11 protein-coding genes are annotated in these 13,080 nt (G+C 59.2%); 8 read left to right on the top strand and 3 right to left on the bottom strand.

What is annotated here, in order from left to right:
• Positions 1 to 2: 2 nt before the first annotated feature.
• Both AC2FEE_RS06410 and AC2FEE_RS06415 read left to right on the top strand, forming a co-directional pair.
• On the top strand, positions 3 to 1,466 hold the full coding sequence (locus tag AC2FEE_RS06410; RefSeq protein ID WP_496863841.1) for an ABC transporter permease: 1,464 nt from the start codon (positions 3 to 5) through the stop codon (positions 1,464 to 1,466).
• A gap of 91 nt (positions 1,467 to 1,557) precedes the next feature.
• Positions 1,558 to 3,645 (top strand): dipeptide ABC transporter ATP-binding protein, encoded by a 2,088-nt coding sequence (locus tag AC2FEE_RS06415; protein ID WP_496863843.1) that lies wholly within the window; start codon positions 1,558 to 1,560, stop codon positions 3,643 to 3,645.
• A 1,222-nt stretch (positions 3,646 to 4,867) separates the two neighbouring features.
• On the opposite strand, the gene AC2FEE_RS06420 is transcribed toward AC2FEE_RS06415, so the two are convergent.
• Positions 4,868 to 5,452 (bottom strand): lytic transglycosylase domain-containing protein, encoded by a 585-nt coding sequence (locus tag AC2FEE_RS06420; protein WP_496863844.1) that lies wholly within the window; start codon positions 5,450 to 5,452, stop codon positions 4,868 to 4,870.
• A 207-nt stretch (positions 5,453 to 5,659) separates the two neighbouring features.
• Here AC2FEE_RS06420 and ssb point away from each other — a divergent pair, with 207 nt between their 5' ends.
• A complete protein-coding gene (ssb, locus tag AC2FEE_RS06425) occupies positions 5,660 to 6,160 on the top strand; it encodes a single-stranded DNA-binding protein (protein WP_496863846.1) in 501 nt (166 codons plus the stop codon).
• Positions 6,161 to 6,178: 18 nt separating this feature from the next.
• Entirely contained in the window at positions 6,179 to 7,249 is a 1,071-nt protein-coding gene (locus AC2FEE_RS06430; RefSeq protein WP_496863847.1) for a site-2 protease family protein, read from the top strand.
• Here the strand turns inward: AC2FEE_RS06430 and aroB are convergent, their stop codons facing one another.
• Both aroB and AC2FEE_RS06440 read right to left on the bottom strand, forming a co-directional pair.
• Entirely contained in the window at positions 7,250 to 8,362 is a 1,113-nt protein-coding gene (gene aroB / locus AC2FEE_RS06435) for a 3-dehydroquinate synthase (RefSeq protein ID WP_496863848.1), read from the bottom strand.
• Complete coding sequence (locus tag AC2FEE_RS06440) at positions 8,363 to 8,950, bottom strand: shikimate kinase (protein ID WP_496863849.1); 588 nt, start codon at positions 8,948 to 8,950, stop codon at positions 8,363 to 8,365.
• A 79-nt stretch (positions 8,951 to 9,029) separates the two neighbouring features.
• Between AC2FEE_RS06440 and AC2FEE_RS06445 the strand changes: the two genes are divergently transcribed.
• The 4 genes from AC2FEE_RS06445 (at position 9,030) to AC2FEE_RS06460 (ending at position 13,019) form a co-directional block, all read left to right on the top strand.
• Positions 9,030 to 9,179 (top strand): hypothetical protein, encoded by a 150-nt coding sequence (locus tag AC2FEE_RS06445; RefSeq protein ID WP_170348465.1) that lies wholly within the window; start codon positions 9,030 to 9,032, stop codon positions 9,177 to 9,179.
• Positions 9,169 to 10,692: a hypothetical protein gene (locus tag AC2FEE_RS06450; protein ID WP_496863850.1), complete on the top strand. Its 1,524-nt coding sequence runs from the start codon at positions 9,169 to 9,171 to the stop codon at positions 10,690 to 10,692. The genes AC2FEE_RS06445 and AC2FEE_RS06450 overlap by 11 nt, the downstream gene beginning before the upstream one ends.
• A 2-nt stretch (positions 10,693 to 10,694) precedes the next feature.
• Positions 10,695 to 11,648 (top strand): tyrosine recombinase, encoded by a 954-nt coding sequence (locus AC2FEE_RS06455; RefSeq protein ID WP_496863851.1) that lies wholly within the window; start codon positions 10,695 to 10,697, stop codon positions 11,646 to 11,648.
• Between the two features lie 63 nt (positions 11,649 to 11,711).
• On the top strand, positions 11,712 to 13,019 hold the full coding sequence (locus tag AC2FEE_RS06460) for an HlyC/CorC family transporter (protein WP_496863852.1): 1,308 nt from the start codon (positions 11,712 to 11,714) through the stop codon (positions 13,017 to 13,019).
• The last annotated feature ends 61 nt before the right edge of the window (positions 13,020 to 13,080 follow it).

The following is a 13,080-nucleotide window of genomic DNA, read 5'->3' on the forward strand; positions in this document are numbered from 1 at the left end:
TCATGGAACCACTTACCTGGACCGGCTCTATCGCCCTCCTGAACCCGTTGCTGATGATCGCGTTGGTGGCACTTCTGGTGTCGATCGTCGTCTGGATCGTAGGCAGCATCGTGCTGCCGGAAACCCCGGTCAGCGTGAATATCGATGGCACGATCAGCTCAGGTTCGGGCATTCGTGGACTAACACAGAAGGCATTGCAATACAGCTTTGCCGCCTGTGTAGCATTGGCGCTGGCCTATATCGTGCTGGGTATCCTCATGGGCACCAGCGCGGGCATCATCGGCGCGATCTCACAGCAGTTCCTGCCGGTCTGGCTGTCGCTCATCATCCTGTTTGCGATGTCGATTGCCTTTAAGCGCAAGCTGGGTCTCTACGGCAAACTGTTCGACAGCCCCATCGGCATGATCGGCTTTGGCCTTGTGATGTTCTGGGTCTTTACAGGCATCTTCGGTGCCATGGACCTGATCATCACCCATGATCCATTGGATCAAGTATCGGGCATGAAAAACAAGGTGCCAGGAACACCCCTGCCGTCCACAGAAGAAGGTGCGTACGCCTGGTACCTGCTGGGCGGTGACAATTTGGCCCGCGATGTATTCAGCCGCATGGTAAAAGGCGCATGGATCGTGGTGCAGATCGCACCCTTGGCGACCATATTTGCCTTCATGGTCGGAATCACTCTGGGGCTGCCCGCCGGGTTCTATGGCGGTCGTCTTGACACGCTCCTTTCGTTCCTTGCCAACCTGATCCTCGCCTTCCCGGTGATCCTGCTGTTTTACCTGCTGGTCACGCCGGAGATCGTGGCAACCGGGGTGCCGAACTATATGGCTGCGGTTCTGTTCGTATTCCCAATCCTGTTCCTGGGCGTTCTGTTGAACTCGCGGTTCTATACAAGACCGAGCTTCCGTACCCCGCTGTTGATCGGAGTATTGGGCATCGCGCTTTGGCTGTATTTGTCGCTGATCACGACCGGTGGCTACATCATCAATACCGACAGCTATCGTATCTGGGGACTGCCGACGTATCTAGACCTGTTCGATATCCCCGGCGGCATTCTCGTGGTGTTCGTTTCGGTGGTCTTCGTGAACTCGCCCACCGTGTTCCGTATCGTTCGGGGCTTGGCCCTGGACATCAAAACGCGGGACTACGTGGCGGCGGCCCAAACGCGTGGCGAAGGTCCGTGGTACATCATGCTGTGGGAAATCCTGCCCAATGCGCGTGGTCCGCTGATCGTCGATTTCTGCCTGCGGATTGGCTACACCACCATTCTTCTGGGGACATTGGGCTTCTTCGGGCTGGGCCTGCCCCCGGAAAGCCCGGACTGGGGCTCGACGATCAACGAGGGGCGTAAACTCTTGTCGATCTACCTGCACCCCGCCCTTCCGCCTGCGCTGGCACTCTTGTCGCTGGTTCTTGGGCTGAACCTGCTGGCCGACGGTCTGCGCGAAGAAAGTCTGAAGGACTGATGTTATCGAGGCCGGGGGGGCAGCCCCCCGGTTCCCCGAGATTTTTAGCCAGATGATGGGGCATCCCTGACTCTCGCGAGGAGAAACACAGATGAGCAAACTGGCGGAATATGACGGGCCAATTCTTGAGATCGACAAGCTGTCGATTTCCTTCTTTACCCGCCTGCGGGAAATCCCTGCGGTGATGGATTTCTCGGTCAGTGTGCAACCCGGCGAAGCCGTGGGATTGGTTGGAGAATCCGGTTGTGGCAAGTCCACCGTCGCGTTGGGCGTCATGCAGGACCTTGGCAAGAACGGACGGATCGTTGGTGGCTCGATCAAGTTCAAGGGGCGCGATCTGTCCGAGATGACAACCGAAGAACTTCGCGACATTCGCGGCAATGAAATTGCGATGATCTACCAGGAACCGATGGCCTCGCTGAACCCGGCGATGAAAATCGGCAAGCAACTGATGGAAGTGCCCATGATCCACGAGGGCGTGAGCACTGAAGAAGCCTACAACCGCGCCCTCGAAGTCGTAACTGACGTGCGCCTGCCCGACCCCGAGCGGATGCTGAACTCCTTCCCGCACCAGTTGTCGGGTGGGCAGCAGCAACGGATCGTCATCGCAATGGCGCTGATGTCGAAACCGGCGCTGTTGATCCTGGACGAACCAACCACCGCCCTGGACGTGACCGTTGAGGCTGCCGTGGTCGAGTTGGTCAAGGACCTGGGTAAAAAGTACGGCACCTCGATGCTGTTCATTTCACACAATCTCGGGCTGGTTCTGGAAACCTGCGACCGGCTTTGTGTGATGTATTCAGGTGAGGCGGTCGAGCGCGGCTCGATCCACGATGTATTCGACGAGATGCAGCACCCCTATACGCAGGCGCTGTTCCGCTCGATCCCGTTGCCGGGGGCAGACAAGAACGCGCGGCCTTTGGTGGCCATCCCCGGGAACTTTCCCCTGCCTCACGAACGCCCGCCGGGATGTAATTTTGGCCCGCGCTGCGATTATTTCGAGGAAGGCCGCTGCGACGCCCAAAGCATTCTGATGGAGCCTGTGCCCGGCAATGACCGCCACCACACGCGCTGTTTGAAGTTCCAGGAGATCGACTGGAACGCGCCGATCACCTTGGCCGAACAGAAGGATAAAGGTGAAATTGGCCGCGTTGTCCTAAAAATGGACAACCTCAAAAAGTACTATGAGGTCGCTGCCAACGCCCTGTTCGGCGGTGGTGAGAAGAAGGTTGTCAAAGCCAACGAGACGCTCAGTTTTGAGGCTCACGAATCCGAAACGCTTGCCATCGTGGGCGAATCCGGATGCGGTAAATCTACCTTTGCCAAGGTATTAATGGGTCTGGAAACGGCGACGGACGGGCAAATCCTGCTGGATAATCGCAACATTGAAGATGTCCCGATCGAAGAGCGGGATGCCAAGACCGTGGGCGAAGTTCAGATGGTGTTCCAGAACCCGTTTGACACACTGAACCCATCGATGACCGTTGGGCGGCAGATCATCCGCGCGTTGGAAATCTTTGGTATCGGCAAATCAGAGGCCGAACGAAAAAAGCGCATGCTGGAACTCTTGGACCTAGTCAAACTGCCTCGCGCCTTTGCCGAGAGGATGCCGCGTCAGCTATCGGGTGGCCAAAAACAGCGCGTCGGTATCGCGCGCGCCTTCGCCGGGGATGCCCGGATCGTCGTTGCGGATGAGCCTGTGTCAGCTCTGGATGTGTCCGTGCAGGCGGCGGTGACAGACCTGCTGATGGAGATTCAACGCGAACACAAGACGACGCTACTGTTCATCAGCCACGACCTGTCGATAGTGCGCTATCTCAGCGACCGAGTGATGGTGATGTATCTGGGACATGTGGTCGAGTTGGGTACCACCGATCAGGTGTTCTCGCCACCCTACCACCCCTATACTGAGGCTCTGCTGAGTGCAGTTCCCATCGCGGATACGTCGGTTGAAAAAGAGCATATCGTTCTGGAAGGCGACATCCCCTCGGCCATGAATCCTCCTCCGGGGTGCCCATTCCAGACGCGCTGCCGCTGGAAATCCGAAGTACCGGGCGGTCTGTGCGAGAAAGATGTGCCGCCGGTAAAAACTCTGGAGGACGGGCATCAGGTCAAATGCCATCTGTCCGAAGAAATACTGGCCCGCATGGAACCGGTGATCAAGATCGCGGCTGAATAAGCCAGTCAACCGCAGTTCAGGGGCGCCAGAAATGCACCGACGCCCTTGTCATACTTCTTTTCCGTAGCTCAAATAGCGAGCGGAGCTGTCGGTTTGTAATCGGCGGTTACAATTTTACAGCGAGCATTTTATGCCGCTCGTCACCGACGGTCGCGCGAGCTGTATTGGGCCTGCTCCTGCCCGACACGTTCTGCACCAACACGTCGGCCCCCGTTCGTTCCGTTCTACATCGTGCAGGAGTTGGGTCGCCCGCCCTGGAAAACCAGTAATTGCAGCGCCTTGGCCATCTTGCCGACAGTCACGCTCGACCTCAGCTTTGCCGCACGGCTGGGCAGCGGTCAGTGATTTGCGCCGCTGATCCATGCATCCGTCGCAGGGTATGTGGTCGCGTTGCTGTTGGTTCCGATCCGGCCGTCTTACCGAATGCAAATCTCGGTCGGTGGTGCTGGCGTTCACCCTTAGCAACCGTTCGTTATCGATGATGTACGGCTTTGGCCGCATCAGTGCCGGACGCTACGGGTTCGATATACCATCACTCAACGCGCGGCTAAGGACGATGACCTCGCTGGGGTGTATGACAGGTCCGGCGCTGGCTTTTTTGCCACTGGGCAATGGGGCGCGGACTGAGGTGGCAACGAAACCACAACAGCCCGGTTCCGTTGTCGACCGGATATTTTGGCTGGTGGTGACGGCTTGCTTGTTCTTTTCGGCGGCGCATGTTCTGTGCAGTAGCGCCCCGCCCCTGTTTTTAAGTGCGCGAGGCCGACCTGCCCGGACTTGCGTCTGGCCTTTCCTTTTCGATCGATACCACGACCGAGATTGTTAACGTTCTGACGGTGCTGATCTTGCTGCGTTGTGTTGCGCCTCTGTGCGGGCTAACCCTGTCCGGAGGGCTTGGTTAATGCTCATTTCTGGTCTTGTCACAGATCTCGGGGCTGGCCGCGATAGCCGTCGGAGTAGAGCTTGAATAACCTATTTCGGCTTGTTTGCCGGTGCCAGCCTGACCTACGTGCAGAGTTTTGCGAACGGGCACAAGGCGCGGGCCAATGCGCATTGAGTCAACAGCCTGTTTATGGGATCCCACGTCGCCAGACCGTCGGCTGGAATGATCACACAGTTCATAAATTGCCAAGCTGCCATCCTTACGGCTTAGCTGCCCATGTGATTACGGCGAAGCGCCGCAAGCGCAGTGAAGTCGGTGCAACATGATCGAAAAGATCGTTTAGCCGCCCCAGATTACTTTCACGTAGTTTTGGGTTTCTTTGTAAGGGGGAACGCCGCCGTGTTTTTCAACGGCTTTTGGTCCTGCGTTATAAGCCGCCAACGCCAGACGCCAGGATTTGAATTTACGGTACTGCCAAGACAGATACCGCGCCCCGCCCTCCAGGTTCTGCTTCGGGTCATGCGGGTTCACCCCCAAAAGCTGCGCAGTGCCAGGCATCAATTGCGCCAGCCCCAAGGCGCCTTTGTGGGATTTCGCGTGTGGATTCCATCCGCTTTCCTGCTGCACCAAACGCAAGAACAGCTCTTCCGGGACATTGTGTTTGCGCGCGGCCTGCCGGGCCAGGGTCATATACTGCCCCCGGTACTTACCCGTGTAGCGTTTGTTGAAACTGGCACTGGACTTTGCTCTCTTCGGTTTCAACCGCTCTGAGTCGCGATACTGGGTTGCAGCACGCGAATCCAAGACCTTAGATTGTTTTAGGAAAATGTCCTTCCGGCTTTTCGTCGACAACGTCTGCGCGGTCACCGGGACCGAGACCAGAGCAAAGCACGCAATCAAAAAACAACTAACCAGAAATCGCATTAACGCCAGTCTCGCTCGTTCAGGAACTCTGTGGAGTATAGATATTTCAGTTAATAATGAAAGCTTGGTAAACCGAGCCTTGGTATATTCTTGCTGAGTGTTACATACATGAACCGTGTTTCAACCACGACGCAGGCCGTATAGGGTCGCTGGGAAACTCTGCGCCAGATTCGGGCGCGCAAACGTCAATTCAGAACGGGGAAATACATGGCGGGTTCAGTCAACAAGGTCATTCTGGTCGGAAATCTTGGCCGCGATCCCGAGGTCCGGACATTCCAGAACGGCGGCAAGGTTTGCAACCTGCGCATCGCCACGTCCGAGACCTGGAAAGACCGCAACACCGGTGAGCGTCGTGAGCGCACCGAATGGCACTCGGTCGCGATCTTCAACGAAGGACTTGTCCGCGTGGCCGAGCAATACTTGCGCAAAGGGTCCAAAGTTTATCTTGAAGGCCAGTTGCAGACCCGCAAATGGCAGGATCAATCGGGTCAGGATCGGTACTCGACCGAGGTGGTCTTGCAGGGGTTCGGTTCGACTTTGGTGATGCTGGACGCCCGCGGTGAAGGTGGCGGCGGCGGTTTTGGCGGCCAGTCGGGCAGCTACGGCGGCGGTCAGGCCGGTGGCGGCTATGGCGACCCTTATGGTGGTCAATCCAGCGCCCCCGCTCCGGCATCCGGCGGTATCGACGACGACGAGATCCCGTTCTAAGACAAACGGAGAGATATCATGACATGGTCCTTCTCACTCGGCCGGATACTAGGGTCGGAACTGAGGGTCCATGTCACCTTCTTCCTGCTGCTGGCCTGGGTAGGTTTCGCCGCCTACTCCAGCGGAGGGCTACCGGCCGCCATCGAAAACCTGATCTTCGTTCTGGCGCTGTTTGCCTGCGTCGTTGCGCATGAGTTTGGCCACGCACTGATGGCGAGACGCTATGGGATCAAAACTCCCGACATCACTCTGCTGCCCATCGGTGGGCTGGCCCGGCTGGAGCGGATGCCGGAGAAGCCAATGCAAGAGGTCTGGGTCGCACTTGCCGGACCTGCCGTGAACATCGTGATCTGGGTGGTACTGGTCGTGCTTGGGGCCGGGATGCCGCTTGAGACGATGGCGCAGATTGACTCGACCGGCCCCGGGTTGTTGAATCGGCTGGCCTATGTGAACCTGCTGCTGGCGGCGTTCAACATGATACCGGCCTTTCCTATGGATGGGGGGCGCGTGTTCCGTGCCCTGCTGTGTCTGAGGATGGACCGGGTCAAGGCCACCAGAGTCGCCGCCCTTGCCGGACAAATCGTCGCTGTCGCGTTCGGTTTCTGGGGGCTGAGCGTGGGCAACCCGATACTGGTTCTGATCGCGGTTTTTGTCTTCATCGCAGCCAATTCCGAAAGCCACGATGTTGCCATGCGCTCGGTCGCGCGGCGGGTTCTGGCCCGGGATGCGATGATCACCGAGTTTCACGCCCTGTCCCCGACCGACACGCTGGCCACCGCAGCGCAGGCCGTCATTCACACCACTCAGCATGAGTTCCCGGTGCTGGACTCAGCGGGCGCTTTGCTGGGGTTCGTTACGCGCAACGGATTGTTCTCGGCGCTGGCCGGAGAAACTCCGCGCTCGGACCCGGCGACCTCGATCATGGTGACGGATATCCCGCAGGTGCAACTGACCAGCGGGCTCGAGACGGTTCTGGAGGGGCTGCACAAAGGTGCTCCGGCCATTGCGGTCTGTACGCAGGCCGGGAACATGGTCGGCTACATCACCCGCGAAAACATCGGCGAACTGATGGTGATCCGCGGCCGGTGATCAGACCGTCGCCAAGGCGTCTTTCAATACTGAAATCACTGTATCACGCGGGACGTCCGAGGTGACAAAGGCCTCACCGATTCCGCGCGCCAAGATGAACCGCAATTGGCCGTCGACAACCTTCTTGTCCTGCGCCATCAGCTCTACCAGTGCTTCGGCTCTCGGCAAATCGCCCGTAATATCGGCCAGATCGGTTTTCATCCCCATTGCCCGCAGATGAGCACGGACGCGGCTTGGATCTTCCTGCGAGCACAGCCCCAGACGCGATGACAACTCGAACGCCAGCGCACAGCCGATGGCCACGCCTTCCCCGTGCAGCAGACGGTCGGAATAGCCGGTCGCGGCCTCAAGCGCGTGACAGAACGTATGGCCGAGGTTCAGAAGCGCGCGGTCGCCCTGTTCGGTTTCATCACGCGCGACAATATCCGCCTTCATCTGAACCGAGCGCGTCACGGCCCGCACCCGCGCGGCCATGTCACCGCCCGAAACGTCCGTTCCGTTACCCTCAAGCCACTCGAAAAACGCGGCATCGCCCAGCAAACCGTATTTCACAACCTCGCCGTAACCCGACAGGAAATCGCGCTGGGTCATTGTGTCCAGAACTGAGGTATCGGCCAGCACCAGCGACGGCTGATGGAACGCGCCGATCAGGTTCTTGCCCTGCGGCGCGTTGATCCCGGTCTTGCCACCCACCGAACTGTCGACCTGTGCCAGCAGCGAAGTTGGGATCTGCACGAACCGAACTCCGCGCCGCAGCACTGCAGCAGCAAAGCCGACCAAATCGCCGATGACACCGCCACCCAAGGCAACAACCACATCCCGGCGCTCGACCTTCTGCGCCAGCAACCACTCCACGGTACGTTCAAAATGCGGCCAGCTTTTGGTTGCCTCGCCCGCAGGCAAGGCCAGGGACGTCATCTCAATACCGGCGGCAGTCAACCCTTCCCGCAGGGCATCCAAATGCAGCGCGCCCACGTTCTCATCAGTGACAACGGCCACTTTGGGGCGGGGCAGCAATGGCGCAATCCGCGCCCCGGCCTGTGCCAGCAGGTCTGGGCCAATTTCCACGTCATATGAGCGTTCGCCCAGCTCTACATGTACGGTTTGGTGCATTTACTTCCGTTCCAAAACATCAGGGCGTGTTGCCAACGCATTCACCACCCGGTTCACCATATTCTCGATTGAGGTTTCGCCGTCCGATTCAGCGATCAGGTCGGCCTGCCCATAGACCGGCACGCGGTCCTCGTACAAGGCGCGCAAGGTCGCATACGGGTCAGCGGTGCGCAGCAAGGGGCGCGTGTCCTTATGCTTGACCCGGTTCCACAGGACCTCAAGATCGGCCCGCAACCAGACGGACACACCACGCTCGGTGATCATCGTACGGTTCTGCTCGGCCAGAAAGGCGCCGCCACCAGTGGACAGGATGCCTTTTTCTTCATCCAGCAGACGCCCGATAACCTGGCTTTCCTTGGCGCGGAAAAACGGCTCTCCGTCGCGAGCGAAAATCTCGGGGATGGTCATGTTGGCCGCCGATTCGATCTCGGCATCACTGTCGAGGAAGGGAACGCCCAGCCGCGCGGCCAACGCACGGCCCACAGCCGTCTTTCCTGCCCCCATCATGCCGACAAGAACCACTGTTTTGTGCAGTTCAAAGCCTGTATCCGGGTCCACGCCCGAAGAGTTATGCTTAATTTCGCTCATTTCACCGTGAATGACGTGATCTTAGGAAAAATGCTAGCTATAACTATGACAAAAGAGAAAATTGGGGCAGCGTTGAGCAATGGGCCGTCTGATCAAGTTCCTGTTATATCTGATTTGCCTGGGTTTCATCGGGCTGGTGGCATACGCCTATCTCGGCCCGTTCTTCGGCGCCGACTTTTCGGCACCGCAAGACGAGATACGAGAGCCGGTAATCCTGAATGTCGAATAAGGCCGCACTGGTTGCGTTGTTTTTGGCCGGATCGGCGCAGGCGCAGCAGGAACCTCTTTCTGTCATAGATTGGCTGAGCGACCCGCCGGAAAACCTGCCGGGGACCGTGTTGCTGGAACCACCTGTGACGGAGACCGGCGTTCAGCCGGACGTGGAGGTCACGCCGCTTGAGGCGCTGTCGCCGCCGCTTGGGCTGGTGTCGTCCTCCGTGACCGGGCTGCCCGTGGACCTGTGGCAAAACAGCGATCCCGCCCGCCTGGCGCAGCTGATCGCCCGTGTGCCCGTCAAATATAACCCGGCGATGCAGCGCCTTCTGTTTACCCTGCTTTTGACCGAGGCCCGCGCACCTGCGGGCCCGAACGCGCAGGAACCTTTGGTGCTGGCAAGACTCGACCGGCTGATGCAACTGGGTGCTGCTGATCCGGTGCAATCGCTGGTGCAACTGGCCGGCCCCACCGACAGCCGCGAGCGATTTCAACGCTGGTTCGATGCAACGCTACTGACCGGTGATGAGGATCGCAGCTGCACTGCGCTGATCGCACAGCCGCATCTGTCCCAGGACTATGCGGCGCAAATCTTCTGCAAGGCCCGCCGGGGCGACTGGAGTTCGGCCGCGCTGACGCTTGAGGCCGCTCATGCGCTGCAAATTTTACCGCCCGAAGACCTGGACGTGCTGGACCGGTTCCTCAGCCCCGAACTCTACGAAGATGCCGAGTATCTACCGCAGCCTGACGACCCAGACCCGCTGAGTTTTCGACTGTTCGAAGCCATTGGTGAGCGTTTGCCCTCGTCCCCGTTGCCGCGCGCCTTTGCAAATGCCGATTTGCGCGATGTGGCCGGTTGGAAGGCACAGATCGAGGCCGCCGAGCGGCTTACGCGGATCGGGGCGCTGACACCCAACCAATTGCTCGGCTTGTATACTGAGCGATCCCCTGCCGCATCCGGCGCGGTCTGGGATCGGGTCGCGGCAGTGCAAAAGTTCGAAAACGCGCTGGAAACTGGCAAACCGGGCGCGGTTGCCAAGGCGCTGCCCAAAGTCTGGGAACAGATGCGCAGCGTTGGGCTGGAAGTTCCTTTTGCCGAACTGTTCGCAGGCCGTTTGTCGCAAATGAACCTGCCCGATGTGGCCGCCGAAAACCTGCGGTGGCGGATTCTGTTGTTGTCCGAGCTTTATGAAACCGCCGCGCTGTCGCCACCGGATCAGTCGGTGAAGACGCAGTTCCTGACCGCACTGGCGCAGGGCGACCCGGGGCGGGCTAAGTCACCATCACCAATCGCCGATGCAGTAGCCGAAGGCTTTGCCTGGGCCGCGCCAGTTCCGTCAGACATTGATGCGATGCTGGCCAACGGTCAGCTGGGCGAGGCCATTCTGGAAACGATGGAATTGTTCGCCCATGGCGCGCGCGGCAACCTTGTCGATCTGACCGCCGCCGTGGCAACCCTGCGCCGTGTGGGACTTGAGGACACCGCCCGTCGTGCCGCTCTGAACCTTCTTATCCTGCAGGACACCTGACTATGGTGGCCCCGGCAACCTCGGATCTGTGGATATCCACATTCCTACAAGCGCAAGCCGCCGAGATGGGGGCGGCCAACAATACTCTGCTCGCCTATGGTCGCGATCTTAAAGATTTTGCGGCCTGGCTGGAGCGCCGAAAAACCGGTTTCGCCGAAGCCGAGCGGGATCGGATTGAGGCCTATCTGATCGACTGTGATGCACTGGGGCTGGCAAAATCCACCCGCGCGCGGCGGCTGTCGGCGATCAAGCAGATCTATCGTTTCGCCTTCGAGGAAGGCTGGCGCGAAACCAACCCCGCAATTCAGATCAAAGGTCCCGGACGACAAAAACGCCTGCCCAAAACGCTGGACGTGCCAGAGGTCGACCGGCTGCTGCAGGCCGCCCGCGAGACCGGGCGCACCAAAGGCGACCGGGTGCGTAACACCTGTCTGATGGAAGTGCTTTACGCCACCGGAATGCGGGTGACCGAGTTGGTTTCGCTGCCGGTCTCATCCGCGCGGGGCGATCCACGGATGCTGCTGGTTCTGGGCAAAGGCGGCAAGGAACGGATGGTGCCGCTCTCCCCCCCTGCCCGCGAAGCTCTGGCTGCGTGGCTTATGGTTCGGGATGAAACCGAGGATCAACTGGTCGCGGATGGAGGCCAACGATCAAAATTTCTGTTCCCTTCGCGCGGAAAATCCGGGCACCTGACGCGCCACATGTTTTTTCTGCTGGTCAAGGAGCTGGCGGTTCAGGGCGGGGTTTCGCCTGAAAAGGTCACGCCGCATACGCTGCGCCATGCCTTCGCCACCCATCTTCTGGCCAACGGGGCCGACCTGCGGTCAATCCAAACGCTGCTGGGCCATGCCGACGTGGCGACCACTGAAATCTATACGCACGTTCTGGATGAACGTCTGGCCGAACTGGTGCTGGAGCATCACCCGTTGGCCAAAGACCCCGAAGACAAGGGCTAACCCCTTGATCCGCAGGGGCCGCGACCCCATAACGAATGCAGCAACACCAACAACCAAGGACCGATGGAACCCTCTTCTTCTCTGATCGACGGCGCATTCTGGTTTACCACTGGCGCCATTCTGCTTTTGCTTGTCCTTTCAGGCTTTTTCTCGGGTTCCGAAACGGCATTGACCGCCTCGTCGCGCGGTAAGTTGCGGGCGCAGGCCGACAAGGGCTCGCGCGGGGCGCAAAAGGCGCTGGATATCACCGATGACAACGAACGGCTGATCGGCTCGGTCCTGCTGGGCAACAACCTGGTGAACATCCTCGCGGCCTCGTTGGCGACGGCGCTGTTTACACGTTTGTTCGGTGAAAGCGGCGTGGCGTTGGCGACACTGGTAATGACCCTTCTGGTTCTGATCTTTGCCGAGGTCCTGCCCAAGACCTATGCCATCACCAACGCAGAAAAAGCGGCCGCCGCTGTCGCGCCGATCATCAGCGTTGTGGTGACTGTTTTCTCGCCTATGGTCGCTGCGGTGCGCCTGTTGGTGCGCGGCGTTCTGCGCCTGTTCGGCGTGCAGATCGACCCCGACAGCAACATCCTTGCCGTGCGCGAGGAAATCGCCGGTGCGCTGCATCTGGGGCACTCGGAAGGCGTGGTCGAAAAGGAAGACCGCGACCGTATTCTGGGCGCGCTTGATCTGGGCGATCGCACGGTTGAAGAGATCATGCTGCACCGCTCGAACATCGAAATGATCGATGCCGACGACGCGCCCGAGGCCATTTTGCAGCAATGTCTGAAAAGCCCGCACACTCGCCTGCCCGTGTTCCGGGATGAGCCGGAAAATATCGTCGGCGTGGTGCACGCAAAGGACCTGTTCCGCGCCATGTATGCACATGCAGGTGCAAGCGAGGAAGACAACGATCGACTGAAATCCTTCGACATCTCTAAGGTGGCGAACAACCCTTACTTTGTGCCCGAAACCACTACGCTAGACGACCAGATGCGGGAGTTTCTTCGGATGCACAGTCACTTTGCGCTTGTGGTGGACGAATATGGCTCACTGCGCGGCCTGATCACGCTGGAGGACATCCTCGAAGAGATCGTTGGTGAAATCGCCGACGAGTTTGATATCGAAGAAGACGTCCCCGTCACCCGCACCGAGGACGGGCAGTTTCTGGTCGAAGGCGCGATGACTATCCGAGATGCCAACCGGGCGATGGACTGGTCGCTGCCCGATGACGAGGCTAACACGATCGCAGGCCTCGTCATTCACGAGGCCCAGATGATCCCGGTGACCGGACAGGTGTTCTCGTTCCACGGATTCCGTTTCGAAGTCACCGCGCGAGAGGGCAATCGGATCACCGAATTGAAAATTCGCCCCCTGTGACCTTCGGTCAGCGACAGGTAGTGTCGCGAACGAAGCAGTCAGCCTTGCCTTACGCTTGCAG

Source organism: Ruegeria sp. YTSC199, assembly GCF_059609725.1.

What these genes read in the sequence shown, in the direction of transcription:
- AC2FEE_RS06430 (WP_496863847.1), top strand. Translation starts at nt 6,179, where the DNA reads ATGACATGGTCCTTCTCACTCGGCCGGATACTAGGGTCGGAACTGAGG.
- AC2FEE_RS06445 (WP_170348465.1), top strand. Translation starts at nt 9,030, where the DNA reads ATGGGCCGTCTGATCAAGTTCCTGTTATATCTGATTTGCCTGGGTTTC.
- AC2FEE_RS06460 (WP_496863852.1), top strand. Translation starts at nt 11,712, where the DNA reads ATGGAACCCTCTTCTTCTCTGATCGACGGCGCATTCTGGTTTACCACT.
- AC2FEE_RS06450 (WP_496863850.1), top strand. Translation starts at nt 9,169, where the DNA reads ATGTCGAATAAGGCCGCACTGGTTGCGTTGTTTTTGGCCGGATCGGCG.
- AC2FEE_RS06420 (WP_496863844.1), bottom strand. Translation starts at nt 5,452, where the DNA reads ATGCGATTTCTGGTTAGTTGTTTTTTGATTGCGTGCTTTGCTCTGGTC.
- AC2FEE_RS06410 (WP_496863841.1), top strand. Translation starts at nt 3, where the DNA reads ATGGAACCACTTACCTGGACCGGCTCTATCGCCCTCCTGAACCCGTTG.
- AC2FEE_RS06440 (WP_496863849.1), bottom strand. Translation starts at nt 8,950, where the DNA reads ATGAGCGAAATTAAGCATAACTCTTCGGGCGTGGACCCGGATACAGGC.
- aroB (WP_496863848.1), bottom strand. Translation starts at nt 8,362, where the DNA reads ATGCACCAAACCGTACATGTAGAGCTGGGCGAACGCTCATATGACGTG.
- AC2FEE_RS06455 (WP_496863851.1), top strand. Translation starts at nt 10,695, where the DNA reads ATGGTGGCCCCGGCAACCTCGGATCTGTGGATATCCACATTCCTACAA.
- AC2FEE_RS06415 (WP_496863843.1), top strand. Translation starts at nt 1,558, where the DNA reads ATGAGCAAACTGGCGGAATATGACGGGCCAATTCTTGAGATCGACAAG.
- ssb (WP_496863846.1), top strand. Translation starts at nt 5,660, where the DNA reads ATGGCGGGTTCAGTCAACAAGGTCATTCTGGTCGGAAATCTTGGCCGC.